Origin of the sequence: Anoxybacillus tepidamans PS2 (genome assembly GCF_000620165.1) — a bacterium.
Taxonomy (GTDB): Bacteria; Bacillota; Bacilli; order Bacillales; family Anoxybacillaceae; genus Anoxybacteroides; species Anoxybacteroides tepidamans_A.
In genome coordinates this window covers 17,285-31,923 of the sequence record NZ_JHVN01000027.1, presented here as the reverse complement: position 1 = coordinate 31,923, position 14,639 = coordinate 17,285, and the positions used below count along the sequence as shown (strand labels likewise).

Here is a 14,639-nt window from a genome sequence, read left to right as displayed (position 1 = left end):
CGTTACTACGCCCAGCGCTGGACAATCGAATGCTTTTTCCGGCAGGCGAAAGACCAACTGAAGCTGGATGGATACCGCGTTCGCCACGTTCGGGCGGTGAAACGGTATTGGGCGGTGGTGCTCTTGGCCTCTGTTTACAGCATCGCCGAATCCCGACAAAACCTCTCCGCCGGGCTGGAGCTTCTTCGGTCGCGGAAAGACCACAGCGTCGTCGAGTTCATTTATGACGCTGCGAAGCAAGATATTCCCATTGATGTGATCAAAAAACAGCTCCGTATCGCGTAAGGGGGACCCTGTTTGTCTCTCTAACTATGGAAATTATTGTAATAAAAAATGCTCATCTACAGTAATATAAGTTCAAAACCAGAACTACCTCTATCCGTAAACGATGAGAATATTGCTTATAGATTAAAGAATGCTTTATCGTTCATGAAGGAAAGATTTCCATATTACTATTCGAAATACCTTAATATCGAGGAAAGAGATGGAGCAGATAGATTACTGTCAATTTGTATCAATGCGGAAAAATGGTTAAAAGAAATAAGTCTAAAAAATATTCTTAATACTTCATATCATGATGATTCAGAAAAGATAGAGAGAACTATCAGCATCCTTCAAAATACAATTTCTTATAGAATTCCAACGTTGCTTAAGCCGTTGTATGACATGATGCATCCAGAAAGTATGTTCTTGAACTTTATGGAAATGGGAGCTTACAGACCTGTAACTAGAAAAATAATAGAGCTGGGGGTTCCACGGGAAACTGCTATACGCATTGCTAATTTGATAATAAATAATGGTCTAAACCCAGAGGAAAAAGATGAGAAGAAGATAGTAACCTCTATTGAAAAAATTTTTGACGAATTGGATTACTGGGAAAAGGTTCAGTTAGATAGTATTGTTTTTGAGAAAAGTGTTTAGAGTTAGTGCCAATTGAAAAAAGTTGAAAATTCAAGCTAATTCATTGTACTATGCAAACTTGATTTTTTCAGAGAATAAACACTAGTTAATTGTTATATAGGCGTTGGTAGCATATCCCATTGCCTATTTCAGTTGAATACTCTAGTCATATGAAGGGCGTAGTGATATTAGTTTTAGAATGATAAGTAATTATTCATAAAAAAGTAGCCATTTTGTATTTACTGTTATCTGTATAAATACAGATTGGTTTTCCGACATAAGCAAAGAGTTTTAATCATTTTTTAGTTGACTTAAACGACTGGTTTATGTCGTTTTTTAATCTGAATTTATATGTTATGGAAACGGTAGAATAATAAAATAAATGATATTTATATAAATACTCGCTCATACCATCAATTGTGTGTGGAATTTTATAAATTTATAAACTTGTTAAGAAAGTTTCGGTAATACAGTTCTCAAAAATTTTCTTCAGTTTATTTTTACATTGTTGACCATCGTTTGCTAATATTTTGTAATATATAATGTTAACACTTGATGGCGGGGTGGATTACTTTTTTATTTTATCAGCTAAAGTAATTACAAGAGTATACCGAAAAAAATGGCTATCTCATTAGTCTTATGAGATAGCTATTTTTCAATTATAGACAAATGAAGCTTTCAACAATTACTAAGATGATTTATTAATATGTTGGAATATCATACTTATTCTGCATTATCAGAGTTACTATAATCGCTCATAACAGCAATTATGAGCGATTTTAATAGGAAAAAGCCCTACCTTTTTAAAGTGGGCTTCTTACGAACTTTGTTGTTCAGCTTCCTCAAAATCCTGAATTTCTTCTGATTGAGTGATCCTCTTAATTTCTAAAAGAGTACAAATTTTCTCTCCAATTATATTAAGTTGATCATTATCAATAGGTGGATAGCCTTTCTTCTCTAATAAAAGAGATTTATGTATCCTTTTTATATCTCCTATATTAATATAAGCAGGTCTACCAGTATGCTCTCCAATATAGTGTAATTGAGGTATATCATTTTTTTCTTTCAATCTTTTAATAAGATCAGATTTTTCTAAACTAGGGTGTATAGTAGCGATAGGAGCTACGTATACATGATGATAATCTTCATTTGAATTAAACAAGTCATTTTGGAGCACAACTGCCAGTCGAGCTTTATGTTTTACAATAACAGAGACTTCTTTGGCTCTTTGTATCCCTCTTTCATCGGTTTCAGCTTCAAAACCATGTGGTTTAGTTACAACTTTTCCAATATTTTCACCTAAATCTGGCATTGGCTCAAAAAAATTAAGGGGTCTACCATCTGAATAAGCAATTGCTGCTAAATAGATGTGCCCCCTTTTTATTTCACTGTAATTAATTCCTGATACCATTTTTACAACCTCCAAATTACTCTTCCTCATACTCTTTCTCTACAAGGTCACTAAGTAATTTTATTGAGTCGGGTGTCAATTCTTCCCATGCTTTTTCAAATCGGTTTAAATTTGAAGGATGTTCGTAGTTGTTTTTCGATTTAAAAGGGCTTAATTGTTTTTCAATAAGAGGAATCACCTTTTTCTCCTCCTTTTCTTTTTTGTTAACCATATAATACCACTTCCTTTAGTAATTCTCAATAATTTATTTATATGTATATGCAATGGCTTGTAAAAAATGTAAATGATTATTATAACTATAACCGATTTATTACATTTTTAAACGTTTTGGTTAAATATCTGTTCAATATCCTATGATGATAGTAAAAAATAGGCTTATATTAAAAAAATACCCAATACATTAGCCATTCCTTTTGACTTCTCGAACTAACTCTTATGAAACAGTCATTTGATAAGCATATTCTGTACTCATATTCTCTAATAAGAATACAGTTTGTTTCCTTTTTTATGTGGTAGACATCAACTCCTAATGCTTAGAGGGGGATATCTAATAATAACTATTAAAGCCGCTCAGATAACATGAGCGGCTTTAACAGTTTATTCTCCATCCTCCAAAAAGGTATTTAATTTGCACATTTCATCATGATATTTTCTTATACGCCTTTTACTGAAATTGATCTCTTGTAAAGCATTAATTAAACTTTGTAGTTTATTTTGGAGAAGCATAAAATTATAATCAGAAATTATATCTTTTTCCCTTATTGCGTTATTACGATCCTTAATATCTTCTAGACTTTTTACAATAGAATCAGTCAAGAATATTACTCGCTCCGTTTGTTCTCGGATAACCTCTTTTTCATCTTCTATCTGTTTGATCATATAGTTCACTAATGTCTCCATAATTCCATCACTCATCATTAGCGCCCTCTTTCAATTTTAATATTGTTAGAAAGCCTGTCACATCAACCTTTAGAGGACTTTTTGTTGGTGCCATAAGTGGTGCCGAATTTGGTGCCCAAATGGTGCCATTCGATCAATTCGGTATAACCTAACAAATGTCCAAATCGGCAAAATCTTGATATATCAATGTTTTTCAAATCTTTACGGTCTTACCTATCAGCAAAAAATTGATAAAAATTGCCTGTTTCGCTTTGACAGGGTAGAGGTCGCTGGTTCGAGCCCAGTCGGAATCATTGAAACGGGAGACCGCAGATCCTTAGTTGGATTTGCGGTTTTTGTTTTTATACAAATGGATTTATCTTAGTATTGTGGCAACAAACGATTAGGATAATATGAAAAAGTGTAAAAAGTTAAAATTCGTTTGCTTTCCGCTTCCAAAAAAACGAGTTTTCCCTTCCGAAGTGACGGCTACCGCCGGAAGTTTAATTCCTAAATCGACTCCCATCACCTTTTTAGTTTTCTTTTCGCTTACAGGAACGTGAATAGAAATTTGTGCATACCATTTTCCGCTCTTTTCTACAATGCGCATTAGTCCGAGTTTAGCATGGCGTAAAAACCTCTAATCCCGCTTGGTCACGACGGCTCGAAAGACGGTTTTTCTTGTTTTTTCTCCTGACATAATTGGAAAAGCAATCGTCTCAGGTCCAATCGTATAGTTTTGGTTATTCACGAAGTAGACGGGTTTTTAAGGATGGGACGCTTGCCTTCTTTTTCATCTTCTTGTAGACGCTTTTCGCATCCCGAATAGCTTGATTTAGAACGGCGGAAGGAAGACGAGCAGTCACATCTTTGGTTGAAATTTTCGGGAATGAGCTTTGTTTCTCTGCTTGTTCGCTCATCTGATTGACAATGCGGATATACTCTTCACTCAAATCGCGAAGTCTTTCGGGGGTATTTGGAAAAAAGAGAATTTTAATGGTTAATGCTTGCAAAGAACCTCACTCCTTGTTTTTAGTTCTTCGCGTTATAGGTGGTGATGTCATTTTATTTTCTATATGGTTGACGAAATATTGGAGGTAAGTGTAACCGTCAAGTAAAATTGAACACTTTTTGATCATTAATTTTGAACAGTTTCATCACTAAAAATGGAAATTCTGTGCTTCATTCGATAGCTGTCTCCATTTAAATGAATCACTTCGGCACGATGGATGATTCTGTCTAATACAGCTGTGGTGATAGCCGGATCACCGAGTAATTCTCCCCACTCACTCGGCCCTTTATTGGATGTTAGGATAATCGACGATTGATTGTACAAGTCATTAATCAAATGAAAGAATAAATTCGCTTCTCGTTGATCCATCGCTATAAACATTAAGTCGTCGATAATCACTAAGTTCGATTCCCTCAGTCGTTGAAGACGAATTTGTGATTTCCGAGTAATTTCCTCCGTTTTTAACGCTTGAATCAACTCTCCCATCGTAATAAACGTCACTTTATACCCTTGATGAATCGCTTCAATCCCGAGTCCAATCGCCAAATGGGTTTTTCCGACACCTGGCGGTCCTAACAGAATCAAATTAAAGAGTTGGTCTAACCATGAGAGTTCTCGCAATTGGTGAAATTGTCTTTTCGTCAGTGATGGCGGTTCTTGTAGTTGAAACTCATCTAACGTCTTGTAGTAGGGGAAAGACGCCCATTTCAAACGCCTCTCCCGTAATTTCTCCTCCCGACGATGTTGTTCATAACGTAACACATCGTATAAAAAACGTAGATATGTCACCTCATTCGTCTCTGCTTGTTTCACTAATATAGGCAGGTGAGAAGCCGTTTCTGTCAAACGTAATACTCGTAATAACTCTTGTACATTCGTTAACTGGCTCATTTCGTTCTTCCCTCCAAAATCCCGATATATTCATTAACGTTTCTTACAGCTGGTTGTGCACAAAGGATAGAATGACTCTCCTCCTGCAATGATTGGATTCGGTTTACCTGAACGGCTTTGCCGGAAGTGTTCAATCGATGTTGCCGTTGTAAGTAACCGATCATATCTGTAAACTCTGAAGCACTATACAGCTGTAATTCGATGCACTTTTGTAGTGCTTGGCTGCAGAGGGACGCCGGAGAGTGAGCCAGTTTTTTTTTGAATGAGCTGCAATTGATCGCGTATATATCGCGGATAGGCTTTTCGTATGTGTTCTAGATATTCCTTTGCCACATCTGGTTGTTCAAACTGGTTGGCAACCCTTTTGATATAGGCATCGATGCCTTTCGTTCGATCTCGCAAATGGTTTCGGTTTTGAATCAGCTTTCCTTTGCCATGAGCGATCGTGTGCTTTCCTAAGTATTCCCCTGTTTCAGAATCGTAGATGAAGAGCTCCTGTTCCCTTTGTATGACAATTTGTACTGTTTTTCCAAACGGCATATAGGTTCCGCACGGAACCGTATATCGATTCGATTTGTACAGAATCGTATTGTCCTTTCTAACCGTTCTTGTTATACTGTTTGTGAGGTTTGGGTTTTGGACGTAGGTCACGTCCACTGATAGAGAGATCGGTCGTAAGTGTTGTTTTTCGAGTTCGAACACGTCGACTGGTCTCTTTTTTGTTGTGTTATGGACTCTCCCATTACCTGTTCGCCGTAACCATTCCCATCCTTGTTCATTCCACAGATCGAGATTCGTAAATATCCGATGTTTGGCAAAGTTGTGTTTGATAAATCCTATGACATTCTCAATTTTCCCTTTGCTTTCCGGGTCTGCCTTTCGACATACATGAAGAGTGAGGTTGCGCTGTCTTCGATAGGCTTCAAACTCGGCGGTAAGAATGAGGTCCCCGGCATTTTCACTAACCACAATCAGGTGATCCTGATCATAAACAAGTTCGTTTGGGATTCCACCAAACCATTGGAACGCATTCTCATGAGCTTGAATGACATCTCTCGTTGTAAAAGGACGATCCAGCCACTCCATGTATTTATAACGGCAGTGCGAAAGCACAAAGGCGATAAAATATAAATCGATATCCTTGCCTTGTTGATGTTTTACTTTCACTTTTCCAAAATCGACTTGCGCTTGGTGACCCATTGGTGGATCTGGCACCGCTTGATATTGGCGAATCGAGGGTTCCTTTGGGATTTTCCATTCCTCTCGTAAACTACGTACATAACTCCGAACCGTACTTTCTCCCACGCAAAGGTCAGGATAACGTTCCTCTAACCAGTCTTGTACCTGAGACGCTGATAAATCTGGATGCTTCTGAATCCAATGTAAAATAAGCTCTCGATAAGGGTCTAACTTTTTTCTTCGTTGCTTCGTAGAAGCTAACCATGTTGTCATGTCCTCAGGTGAACGCTTTAAATAGTTATATAATGTCGTTCTGGATATCTTTAATTTTTTAGCGACGGATGTTTTACTAAACCCTTGTTTTAAAAGTTGATAAATTTCCATATACATTTCCCACTTATCCACCTTTCAGTCCCTCCAACAGCTAGATAAAATCTCAACATCTATCATAGCTGTTAGGAGTAAAATTGGTAAATAAGTGTCCAATTTTATTTGGCGGAAACTGTCCACTTTATTTTAGCAGTTACACCATTACACCAAAGTCTACTTGTGCGTCACTTGGTGGGTGCTCAAGCCTTTCGAAGCCCTTATCTTTTCCTTCTACATGTGAGTTTTCCCACTCTGAAATAAAGTAACAAACGGTCCGATAGGACCCCTTAAAGCCTAATTCTACCAAATCACGGAAAATTTTCTTTTTTGTCCTTCTTGATTTCTTTCTTAACTTAGAGTCTTCAAATAGCCAAGCTGAAACAATTTCACCCCATTTTTCTTCATACATCATGCCTTTCCTCTGTGGGCTTTTTTGTTTAGGTATTTGATCCTCATCTGCATATTTTTTAGCAGTTCTCTGCATTTTTTCTTTGCAAAGCTCTACACTTTTATTTTGCAATAAACATATGCCGTCGTTCATTTGACATTCATTAACCACGAAGATGATTTTGATATAACATTACATGTAGGTATTAGATTTGATCAATTAGAGAATCTGATTCATGAAAATAATAATCTTATCATTAAAAAGGAAAAGGCTCCAACCTGTACAATTGGTGTAGAAATAGGAAACTTAACTATAGGTGAGCAAAAGCGATGGACTGTTAAGGATGAAAATGATATTGAATTTGTGTCTCAAGATATATTTCGTTCTATCAAAGAGGTGGTTATTCCTTATATTAACAAATATTCAAATATAGAGAATGTCTTTCATTTATGTTTAAAGGATGATCAAGAAGCTAGTTTAAATGCTCCCATTGATTATGTAAGAGCAATGCACGCTGTAGGTCTAGCTAAACTTTTAAACAAAACAGAATTACTAGAAGATGTGATTCAGCAAAAAATGAAATATCTCCAAGAAAAAAAAGACTTTGGTTTGCCTATATTTATGGATTTTGTAGAACATATAAAAAAATCACTAAATTAAGCTTAAGTGACTTAATGGAATATGTTCCTTAAGTCTTTTTTATGTAAATATATACTTGTTACAAACCTGCACGGCAGTAGGATCGCCTTGAAGTAATAAAAGTATGTGTTGAATCTAGATGGAACTCTTAATGAAGCTAAAACTAAAAAACTCTTGAAGGATGGTAAGGGAAGTTTATGGAACATCAATTAGTTCGAATTATAAATATTCTTCAGAAGCTAAATCCCTTATGCCAAAACGTTATTACTAAAGATGAGATTGAAGAGTGTATAGAGAATATTGGGGATTTCCGTATGTTGATGAAAGAACTAGATGAACTTCTCGAAAGACTAGAAAGTAGAAATGAATTTGATAGGGATGAAATAGAAAAAGACTTGTTTGAATTGCATCGAATTCTAACCACATTAGAATGGCATTTTTCAGAAGTTGGGGAGATAAATGAAAAAATATTGAAACATTTTTAGGGCAATTATAGGAGGTTCATAATTCTTTGGATTAGAGGAAAGTTAAAAGACTATCCATTTGATTTGGATAGTCTTTGTAATTTTTTCACGATGGTGGCAACTTAGGGAATATATGATTTGACTTAACGAGAAAGCAACATACATGATGTTTCGAATCCAATTGATTGGTATAAGGTTAATAACCTGGCAATGTTTTATTTAGGTTTTTTTGTATTAAATTCCGTTGGAAATTATTAAGGTATATTGTTAATTTTGTGGTAAAATAGAACTAAGAATCTCTTAGAGAAATAAAGGTATTTCTTATCATTTATTAAGTGATTAGAGTAATAGAGATAAGGAATATGCAAAAATGAGGTGTCGATATGCCGCATAATTTTCATTTTCTTGAGGAAAAATGGGAAGTTCTCGCTCGGGTAGGGGAAACGGCGGAACGGAATGTGTATCAAAATCCAAACGTCGCTATTAGCGAACTGAGAAAATTTGCGGAAACGATTACAAAATATATTTTAGCGTTGGAAGACATTCGCGAAGAGCGGGGAGCGGACCAACAAGAACGTCTAAGAGCGCTCTTTTACGATCAAATCATCCCAAAAGAAATTTATGATTTATTAAACGTCATTCGCCAAAAAGGGAACAAAGCGGTGCATGAACCAAGTTATGGAGAAGTGCATGAAGCGAAAGCATTATTGCAAATGGCGTTTCGAATCGGCGTCTGGTTTATGGAAGTGTACGGCGATTGGTCGTTCCAAGCTCCCGAGTATATCGAACCGGCGCCGCAAAGTGTGATTTCAGCCGACGAGTTAAATGAAGTCGTGAAATCATATGAAGAAAAATTGGCGCAGCTAGAAACAGAGTTTGAGAACATTAGAAAGCAACAAATCTACACAAGCAGCGAAGAGAAACAAAAACGGCGCGAGTACTCGCAGCGTGTTGCAGCGAATTTGGAATTGACGGAGGCAGAAACGCGGCTTCTCATTGACCAGCAATTGCGGGACGCTGGCTGGGAAGCAGATTCGGAAACGATCCGTTTTTCTAAAGGAGCCCGTCCGGAAAAAGGAAAGAATATGGCGATTGCCGAATGGCCATTAAAGAAAGGCTACGCTGATTACGCTTTATTTGTCGGACTTGAGCTAGTGGGCATTATTGAAGCGAAACGCGCCAGCAAAGACATTCCGTCCGACATTGAACAAGCAAAAGAATATGCAAAGCTTGTCGTGCCACATGGCAACGAAGTGATTCACGAGCCGTGGGGCGATTATTTTGTGCCGTTTTTATTTGCGACAAACGGCCGTCCTTACTTCAAACAACTCGAACAAAAATCAGGCATTTGGTTTTTGGATGCCCGGAAATCCACGAACCATCCGCGTCCGTTGCAAGGATGGTATACGCCTAAAGGCTTGCAAAAACTATTAGAAAAAGATGTCGAGCGTTCCGAGCAATTTTTGCGCGACGAAAAATTTGATTATTTGAAACTAAGAGACTATCAAGTCAACGCGATTCAAGCCGTCGAAAAAGCGTTGGAAGAGAAAAAGCGCAGCATTTTAGTCGCGATGGCCACCGGAACGGGAAAAACGCGGATGGCGATCGGACTCATTTATCGCTTGCTTAAGGCGAAGCGCTTTAACCGCATCTTGTTCCTTGTCGACCGGAAAGCGCTTGGCGAACAAGCCGAGAGCGCGTTTAAAGAAAGCAAGATGGAAAGCTTCCATACGTTCACCGAGATTTACAGCTTGCAATCGCTATACGAGCAAAAGCCGGATCCGGAGACGAAAGTGCACATCGCAACGGTGCAGGGAATGCTCAAACGTATTTTTTATAACGACAAAACGGAGGACATCCCGCCAATTGACCAATATGATTGCATTATTGTCGACGAGGCGCATCGCGGCTATACGCTCGATAAAGAAATGAGCGAGATGGAAATCGAAATCAGAGACCATCACGATTACGTAAGCAAATACCGAAAAGTGCTCGATTATTTTGATGCCGTCCGCATCGGGTTAACGGCTACACCTGCGTTGCATACAACCGAAATTTTTGGGCCACCTGTTTTCACATATTCGTATCGCGAGGCGGTGGTAGACGGCCATTTAGTTGACCACGAGCCGCCGTACCAATTTGAAACGGTGCTCAAAAAGGAAGGCATCACGTGGGCGAAAGGGGACACAGTCGATGTATACGACACCGTTTCCGGCACGATTTCGCAAGAGTACTTAGAAGATGAAGTGAATATCGAAGTCACCCAATTCAACACAAAAGTCATCACCGAAAGTTTTAACCGCGTCATTATCCGCGAGCTGACGAACTATATTTCTCCGGACGATGACGGAAAAACGTTAATCTTTGCCGCGACGGACGATCATGCCGACTTAGTCGTGCGCCTTTTAAAAGAAGAGTTTGCCAACGTATACGGCGAAGTAGAAGACAATGCGATTATGAAAATTACCGGCTCCATTAAAGACCCGTCCGGCGCGATTCGCCGTTTTAAAAATGAAAAATATCCGTCGATTGTCGTGACGGTCGACTTATTAACGACGGGCGTCGATGTGCCAGCGATCACCAACCTCGTCTTTTTGCGCCGCGTTCGTTCACGCATTTTGTATGAACAAATGCTCGGGCGGGCGACGAGAAAATGCGAAGAGATTAAAAAAGACCATTTCAATATTTTCGATGCCGTCGGAATTTACGAATCGTTAAAGCCGTATACGAGCATGAAACCTGTCGTCACAAGCCCAAATATTTCGCTGACGCAGCTAGTGGAAGAGCTCGACAAGATGGAGAAACAGGAGCATCTCGAGCAGCAGCGCGAACAAATCGTCGCCAAAATGCAACGGAAAAAACAAAAATGGTCCGATAAACAGCATCAAGACTTTAAAGTGCTATCAGGCGGCCAAACGGTCGAGCAATTTATTCAATGGGTAAAAACGCTGGCGCCGGACGAATTGTCGGCGCAGTTGAAAGAATATAAATCGATGTTCCGCTACATCGACGAAAACCGGTACCGCGAAAACAAGCAGTACATTTCAAATCACGAAGATCAACTTCTTGGCGTGAAGCGCGGATATGGAAACGCGGAAAAGCCGGATGACTACTTGCAATCGTTTGGCGAATTTATCAAGAGCAACATGAACAAAATCCCAGCGTTAATGATCGTGTGCCAGCGGCCGACCGAGCTAACAAGGGAAGAGCTGAAAAAACTATTGCTGGAATTGGACCAAAAAGGTTTTTCCGAGAAAAAGCTGCAAGCGGCATGGCGCGAGGCGAAAAACGAAGACATCGCGGCCGACATCATCGCCTTCATCCGCCAGCAAGCGCTCGGCGATCCGCTCATTAGCCATGAAGAACGCATTAAAAATGCCATGAAGAAAATCTATCAAATGAAAGCATGGCCGCCTGTGCAAAAGAAATGGCTCGAACGCATCGAAAAACAATTGCTGCAAGAATCCGTCCTTCATCCGGACCCGGAAAAGGCGTTTGACTACGAGCCATTCAAAAACCACGGTGGATTCAAACGGCTGAACCAAATTTTCGACGGGCAGTTAGCGCACATTGTCCGGGAAATTAACCATAACTTGTACAACTATCAACAACAGAAGGAGAATGCGTAGATGAACAACCGAGAGATTGTGCAAAAGCTTTGGAATTTATGTAACGTCCTTCGCGATGACGGGATTACGTACCACCAATACGTGACGGAACTGACGTACTTGCTGTTTTTGAAAATGATGAAAGAAACAGGCCAAGAGTATATGATCCCGGAAAAATATCGTTGGGATTCGCTCGTGACGAAAGACGGTATCGAATTAAAAGAACATTACCGCCAGCTATTGCTTGATTTAGGGAAAGAGAGCAACGAATTATTAAAGCAAATTTATACAGACGCGACGTCCAATATTAGCGAGCCGAAAAACTTAGAGAAAATCATTCAGTCGATTAACGACCTGGATTGGTATAACGCAAAACAAGAAGGGTTAGGCGATTTATACGAAGGATTGTTAGAAAAGAACGCGAGCGAAGTGAAATCAGGAGCGGGGCAATATTTTACGCCTCGCGTCCTCATCGACGTCATTGTAAAGCTCGTTAATCCGCAACCGGGGGAGCGCTGCCACGACCCGGCCGCCGGAACGTTTGGCTTTATGATCGCGGCCGATCGCCACGTTCGCGAGCAAACCGATGATTATTTCGATTTATCCGAAGAAGAAATCGAGTTTCAAAAATATAAAGCTTTTTCCGGCGTCGAGCTTGTCAAAGATACGCACCGTCTTGCCACGATGAACGCGCTTCTTCATGACATTCATGGGGAAATTTTGTTAGGCGACACGTTATCATCATTAGGCGAAAGCTTGAAAAACTACGACGTCATTTTAACGAACCCACCGTTTGGAACGAAAAAAGGCGGCGAGCGGGCGACAAGAACGGATTTTACGTTTACGACATCGAACAAACAGCTGAACTTCTTGCAGCACATTTACCGCGCGCTTAAAGCAAACGGAAAAGCCCGCGCGGCCGTCGTTCTGCCAGATAACGTCTTGTTTGAAGGCGGAGTCGGCGCCGATATTCGCCGCGATTTAATGGACAAATGCAATTTGCATACGATTTTGCGCCTGCCGACCGGCATCTTCTACGCCCAAGGGGTGAAAACGAACGTCTTGTTCTTCACGCGCGGCACAAGCGATGTCGGCAATACGAAAGAAGTATGGGTGTATGATTTACGCACGAACATGCCGTCTTTCGGCAAGCGCAACCCGCTCACCGCAGAACATTTTGCCGGCTTCATTCAGGCGTACGCAGCCGAAGACCGCCGCCAAGTGCAGGACGAGCGCTGGAACGTATTCACGCGCGAAGAAATTGCCAAAAAAGGCGACAGCTTAGACATTGGCTTAATCGCCGACGAATCGCTGTCGATTTACGAAAACTTGCCAGAACCGATCGACTCGGCCGAAGAAGCGGTCGAAAAACTCGAATTGGCGATTTCTTTATTAAACGAAGTTATCGCTGAATTAAAAGCGGCGGAATCGAACTCAACGTCCAAAGAAGAAACAGCTGAGGTGCTGAAACAATGAGTAAAACAAAACAAAAATCGATCGACGAACTATTGGAAGAAGCGCTAGTGCCAGAAGACGAACAGCCGTATCAAGTGCCGGGGAATTGGGTGTGGGTACTATTCGAAAAAGTGGTCGTAAATATAACCAATGGTAAAAGGCAGATTCCTCAAAAAGATTATCAAGAGGATGGAATATTACCAGTAGTAGATCAAGGACAAAGATTAATATCGGGTTATACAGATAATGTGGAACTGCGTTTCTCTGAGGAACTCCCGGTTATTATTTTTGGTGATCATACAAGGTGTATAAAATGGGTGGACTTTGATTTCGTTCAAGGTGCAGATGGAACTAAGATATTAAAACCTTTAGAATTAATCTACCCTAAATATCTATATTATCTTTTACAAAGTGTTAAACTTCCAAATAAAGGGTATAGCAGGCATTATAAGTATTTGAAAGAAACGCCTTTACCAATCGCTCCTCTTTTAGAACAAAAACGCATTGCCGAGAAAATCGAGCGGCTTTTTGCGAAAATTGATGAAGCGAAGCGGTTGATTGAGGGAGTAAAGGAGTCGTTTGAACTTCGGTGGGAAAGCGTTTTAGACCAGGCATTTCGAGGAGAGTTAACTAAAAAATGGCGATCCAAGAATCCAACGATTGAAAATGCTGATGATATTTTTAATGAAATTCAAAAGGTCTATAAAAAAAGAGATACAGAAGATGAACACGAAATTAATCCACCTTATCCAATCCCTCAAAATTGGAAATGGGTTAAATTAGGTGATATCGTCGAGATCAACCCGCCTAAAAAGAGGTTAACAGATATAGAAGATGAACAAAATTGTACATTTATCCCTATGCCTTCTGTAAGTGATAAAACAGGTGAGATTGAAAATCCTGAAGTTAGGAAGTATGCTGAAGTAAAGAAAGGATATACATTTTTCCTTGAAAACGACATTCTTTTTGCCAAAATCACTCCATGCATGGAAAATGGAAAAACAGCTATTGCGCAAAATTTAATGAATGGGTTTGGATTTGGATCAACGGAGTTTCATGTGATTAGAACAAACGATTATATTAATACCAAGTTAATATATTATTTACTCCGTTCTAAAAAATTTAGGATGGAAGCTAAAAAGGAAATGACAGGAGCAGTAGGTCAACAACGTGTACCTAAATCATTTTTAGAAAATTATCTATTTCCATTACCACCAAAAGCAGAACAAGACAAAATTGTTGAATTATTGGATAAATTGTATGTTAAAGAAGTTGAAATTAGTACAATAGAGACATTGGAAGGGGAAATAGATTTACTACGTCAATCTATCCTAAACAAAGCCTTCCGCGGCGAGCTTGGCACAAATGATCCGAACGATGAACATGCGATTGAGTTGTTAAAGGAAGTGCTAAAATCTAAATAAACTATAATGTAGAAGCTCAC

Annotated in this window: 14 protein-coding genes; 7 read left to right on the top strand and 7 right to left on the bottom strand. The window is 39.4% G+C overall.

Annotated features, from left to right (window positions below; translation table 11 throughout):
* Together N667_RS0115910 and N667_RS0115905 are read left to right on the top strand one after the other, a co-directional pair.
* Positions 1-285: transposase (locus tag N667_RS0115910; RefSeq protein ID WP_027410469.1), on the top strand; the 285-nt coding region annotated here is incomplete at its 5' end.
* Positions 286-429: 144 nt separating this feature from the next.
* Positions 430-921 (top strand): hypothetical protein, encoded by a 492-nt coding sequence (locus N667_RS0115905; protein ID WP_156936150.1) that lies wholly within the window; start codon positions 430-432, stop codon positions 919-921.
* Positions 922-1,717: 796 nt separating this feature from the next.
* Here the strand turns inward: N667_RS0115905 and N667_RS0115900 are convergent.
* The 7 genes from N667_RS0115900 to N667_RS0115865 form a co-directional block, all read right to left on the bottom strand.
* Positions 1,718-2,311, bottom strand: a complete 594-nt coding sequence (locus N667_RS0115900) for a type II toxin-antitoxin system PemK/MazF family toxin (protein WP_027410467.1) — start codon at positions 2,309-2,311, stop codon at positions 1,718-1,720.
* Between the two features lie 16 nt (positions 2,312-2,327).
* Positions 2,328-2,522, bottom strand: coding sequence for a hypothetical protein (locus tag N667_RS0115895; protein ID WP_027410466.1), 195 nt, complete (start codon positions 2,520-2,522; stop codon positions 2,328-2,330).
* Between the two features lie 386 nt (positions 2,523-2,908).
* Complete coding sequence (locus tag N667_RS0115890) at positions 2,909-3,226, bottom strand: hypothetical protein (protein WP_156936148.1); 318 nt, start codon at positions 3,224-3,226, stop codon at positions 2,909-2,911.
* A 707-nt stretch (positions 3,227-3,933) separates the two neighbouring features.
* Positions 3,934-4,203 carry a hypothetical protein gene (locus N667_RS19175; protein WP_027410463.1) on the bottom strand — a complete coding sequence of 90 codons (270 nt, stop codon included), beginning with the start codon at positions 4,201-4,203 and terminating at the stop codon, positions 3,934-3,936.
* A gap of 125 nt (positions 4,204-4,328) precedes the next feature.
* Positions 4,329-5,093 carry an IS21-like element helper ATPase IstB gene (gene istB, locus N667_RS0115875; protein ID WP_027410462.1) on the bottom strand — a complete coding sequence of 255 codons (765 nt, stop codon included), beginning with the start codon at positions 5,091-5,093 and terminating at the stop codon, positions 4,329-4,331.
* A gap of 183 nt (positions 5,094-5,276) precedes the next feature.
* The gene (istA, locus tag N667_RS18885; protein ID WP_232223987.1) at positions 5,277-6,677 is read right to left on the bottom strand and encodes an IS21 family transposase; all 1,401 of its coding nucleotides are present in this window, start codon (positions 6,675-6,677) and stop codon (positions 5,277-5,279) included.
* A 118-nt stretch (positions 6,678-6,795) separates the two neighbouring features.
* Complete coding sequence (locus tag N667_RS0115865; protein ID WP_027410461.1) at positions 6,796-7,182, bottom strand: hypothetical protein; 387 nt, start codon at positions 7,180-7,182, stop codon at positions 6,796-6,798.
* On the opposite strand from N667_RS0115865, the gene N667_RS18880 reads away from it, so the two are divergent.
* The 5 genes from N667_RS18880 (at position 7,183) to N667_RS0115840 (ending at position 14,619) form a co-directional block, all read left to right on the top strand.
* Complete coding sequence (locus tag N667_RS18880; protein WP_051530076.1) at positions 7,183-7,689, top strand: hypothetical protein; 507 nt, start codon at positions 7,183-7,185, stop codon at positions 7,687-7,689. It abuts the gene before it with no gap.
* Positions 7,690-7,865: 176 nt separating this feature from the next.
* Entirely contained in the window at positions 7,866-8,153 is a 288-nt protein-coding gene (locus N667_RS0115855) for a hypothetical protein (RefSeq protein WP_027410460.1), read from the top strand.
* A 362-nt stretch (positions 8,154-8,515) separates the two neighbouring features.
* Entirely contained in the window at positions 8,516-11,761 is a 3,246-nt protein-coding gene (hsdR, locus tag N667_RS0115850; protein WP_027410459.1) for a type I restriction-modification system endonuclease, read from the top strand.
* Positions 11,762-13,216, top strand: a complete 1,455-nt coding sequence (locus tag N667_RS0115845; RefSeq protein WP_027410458.1) for a type I restriction-modification system subunit M — start codon at positions 11,762-11,764, stop codon at positions 13,214-13,216. It abuts the gene before it with no gap.
* Entirely contained in the window at positions 13,213-14,619 is a 1,407-nt protein-coding gene (locus tag N667_RS0115840) for a restriction endonuclease subunit S (protein WP_027410457.1), read from the top strand. The genes N667_RS0115845 and N667_RS0115840 overlap by 4 nt, the downstream gene beginning before the upstream one ends.
* Positions 14,620-14,639: the final 20 nt, after the last annotated feature.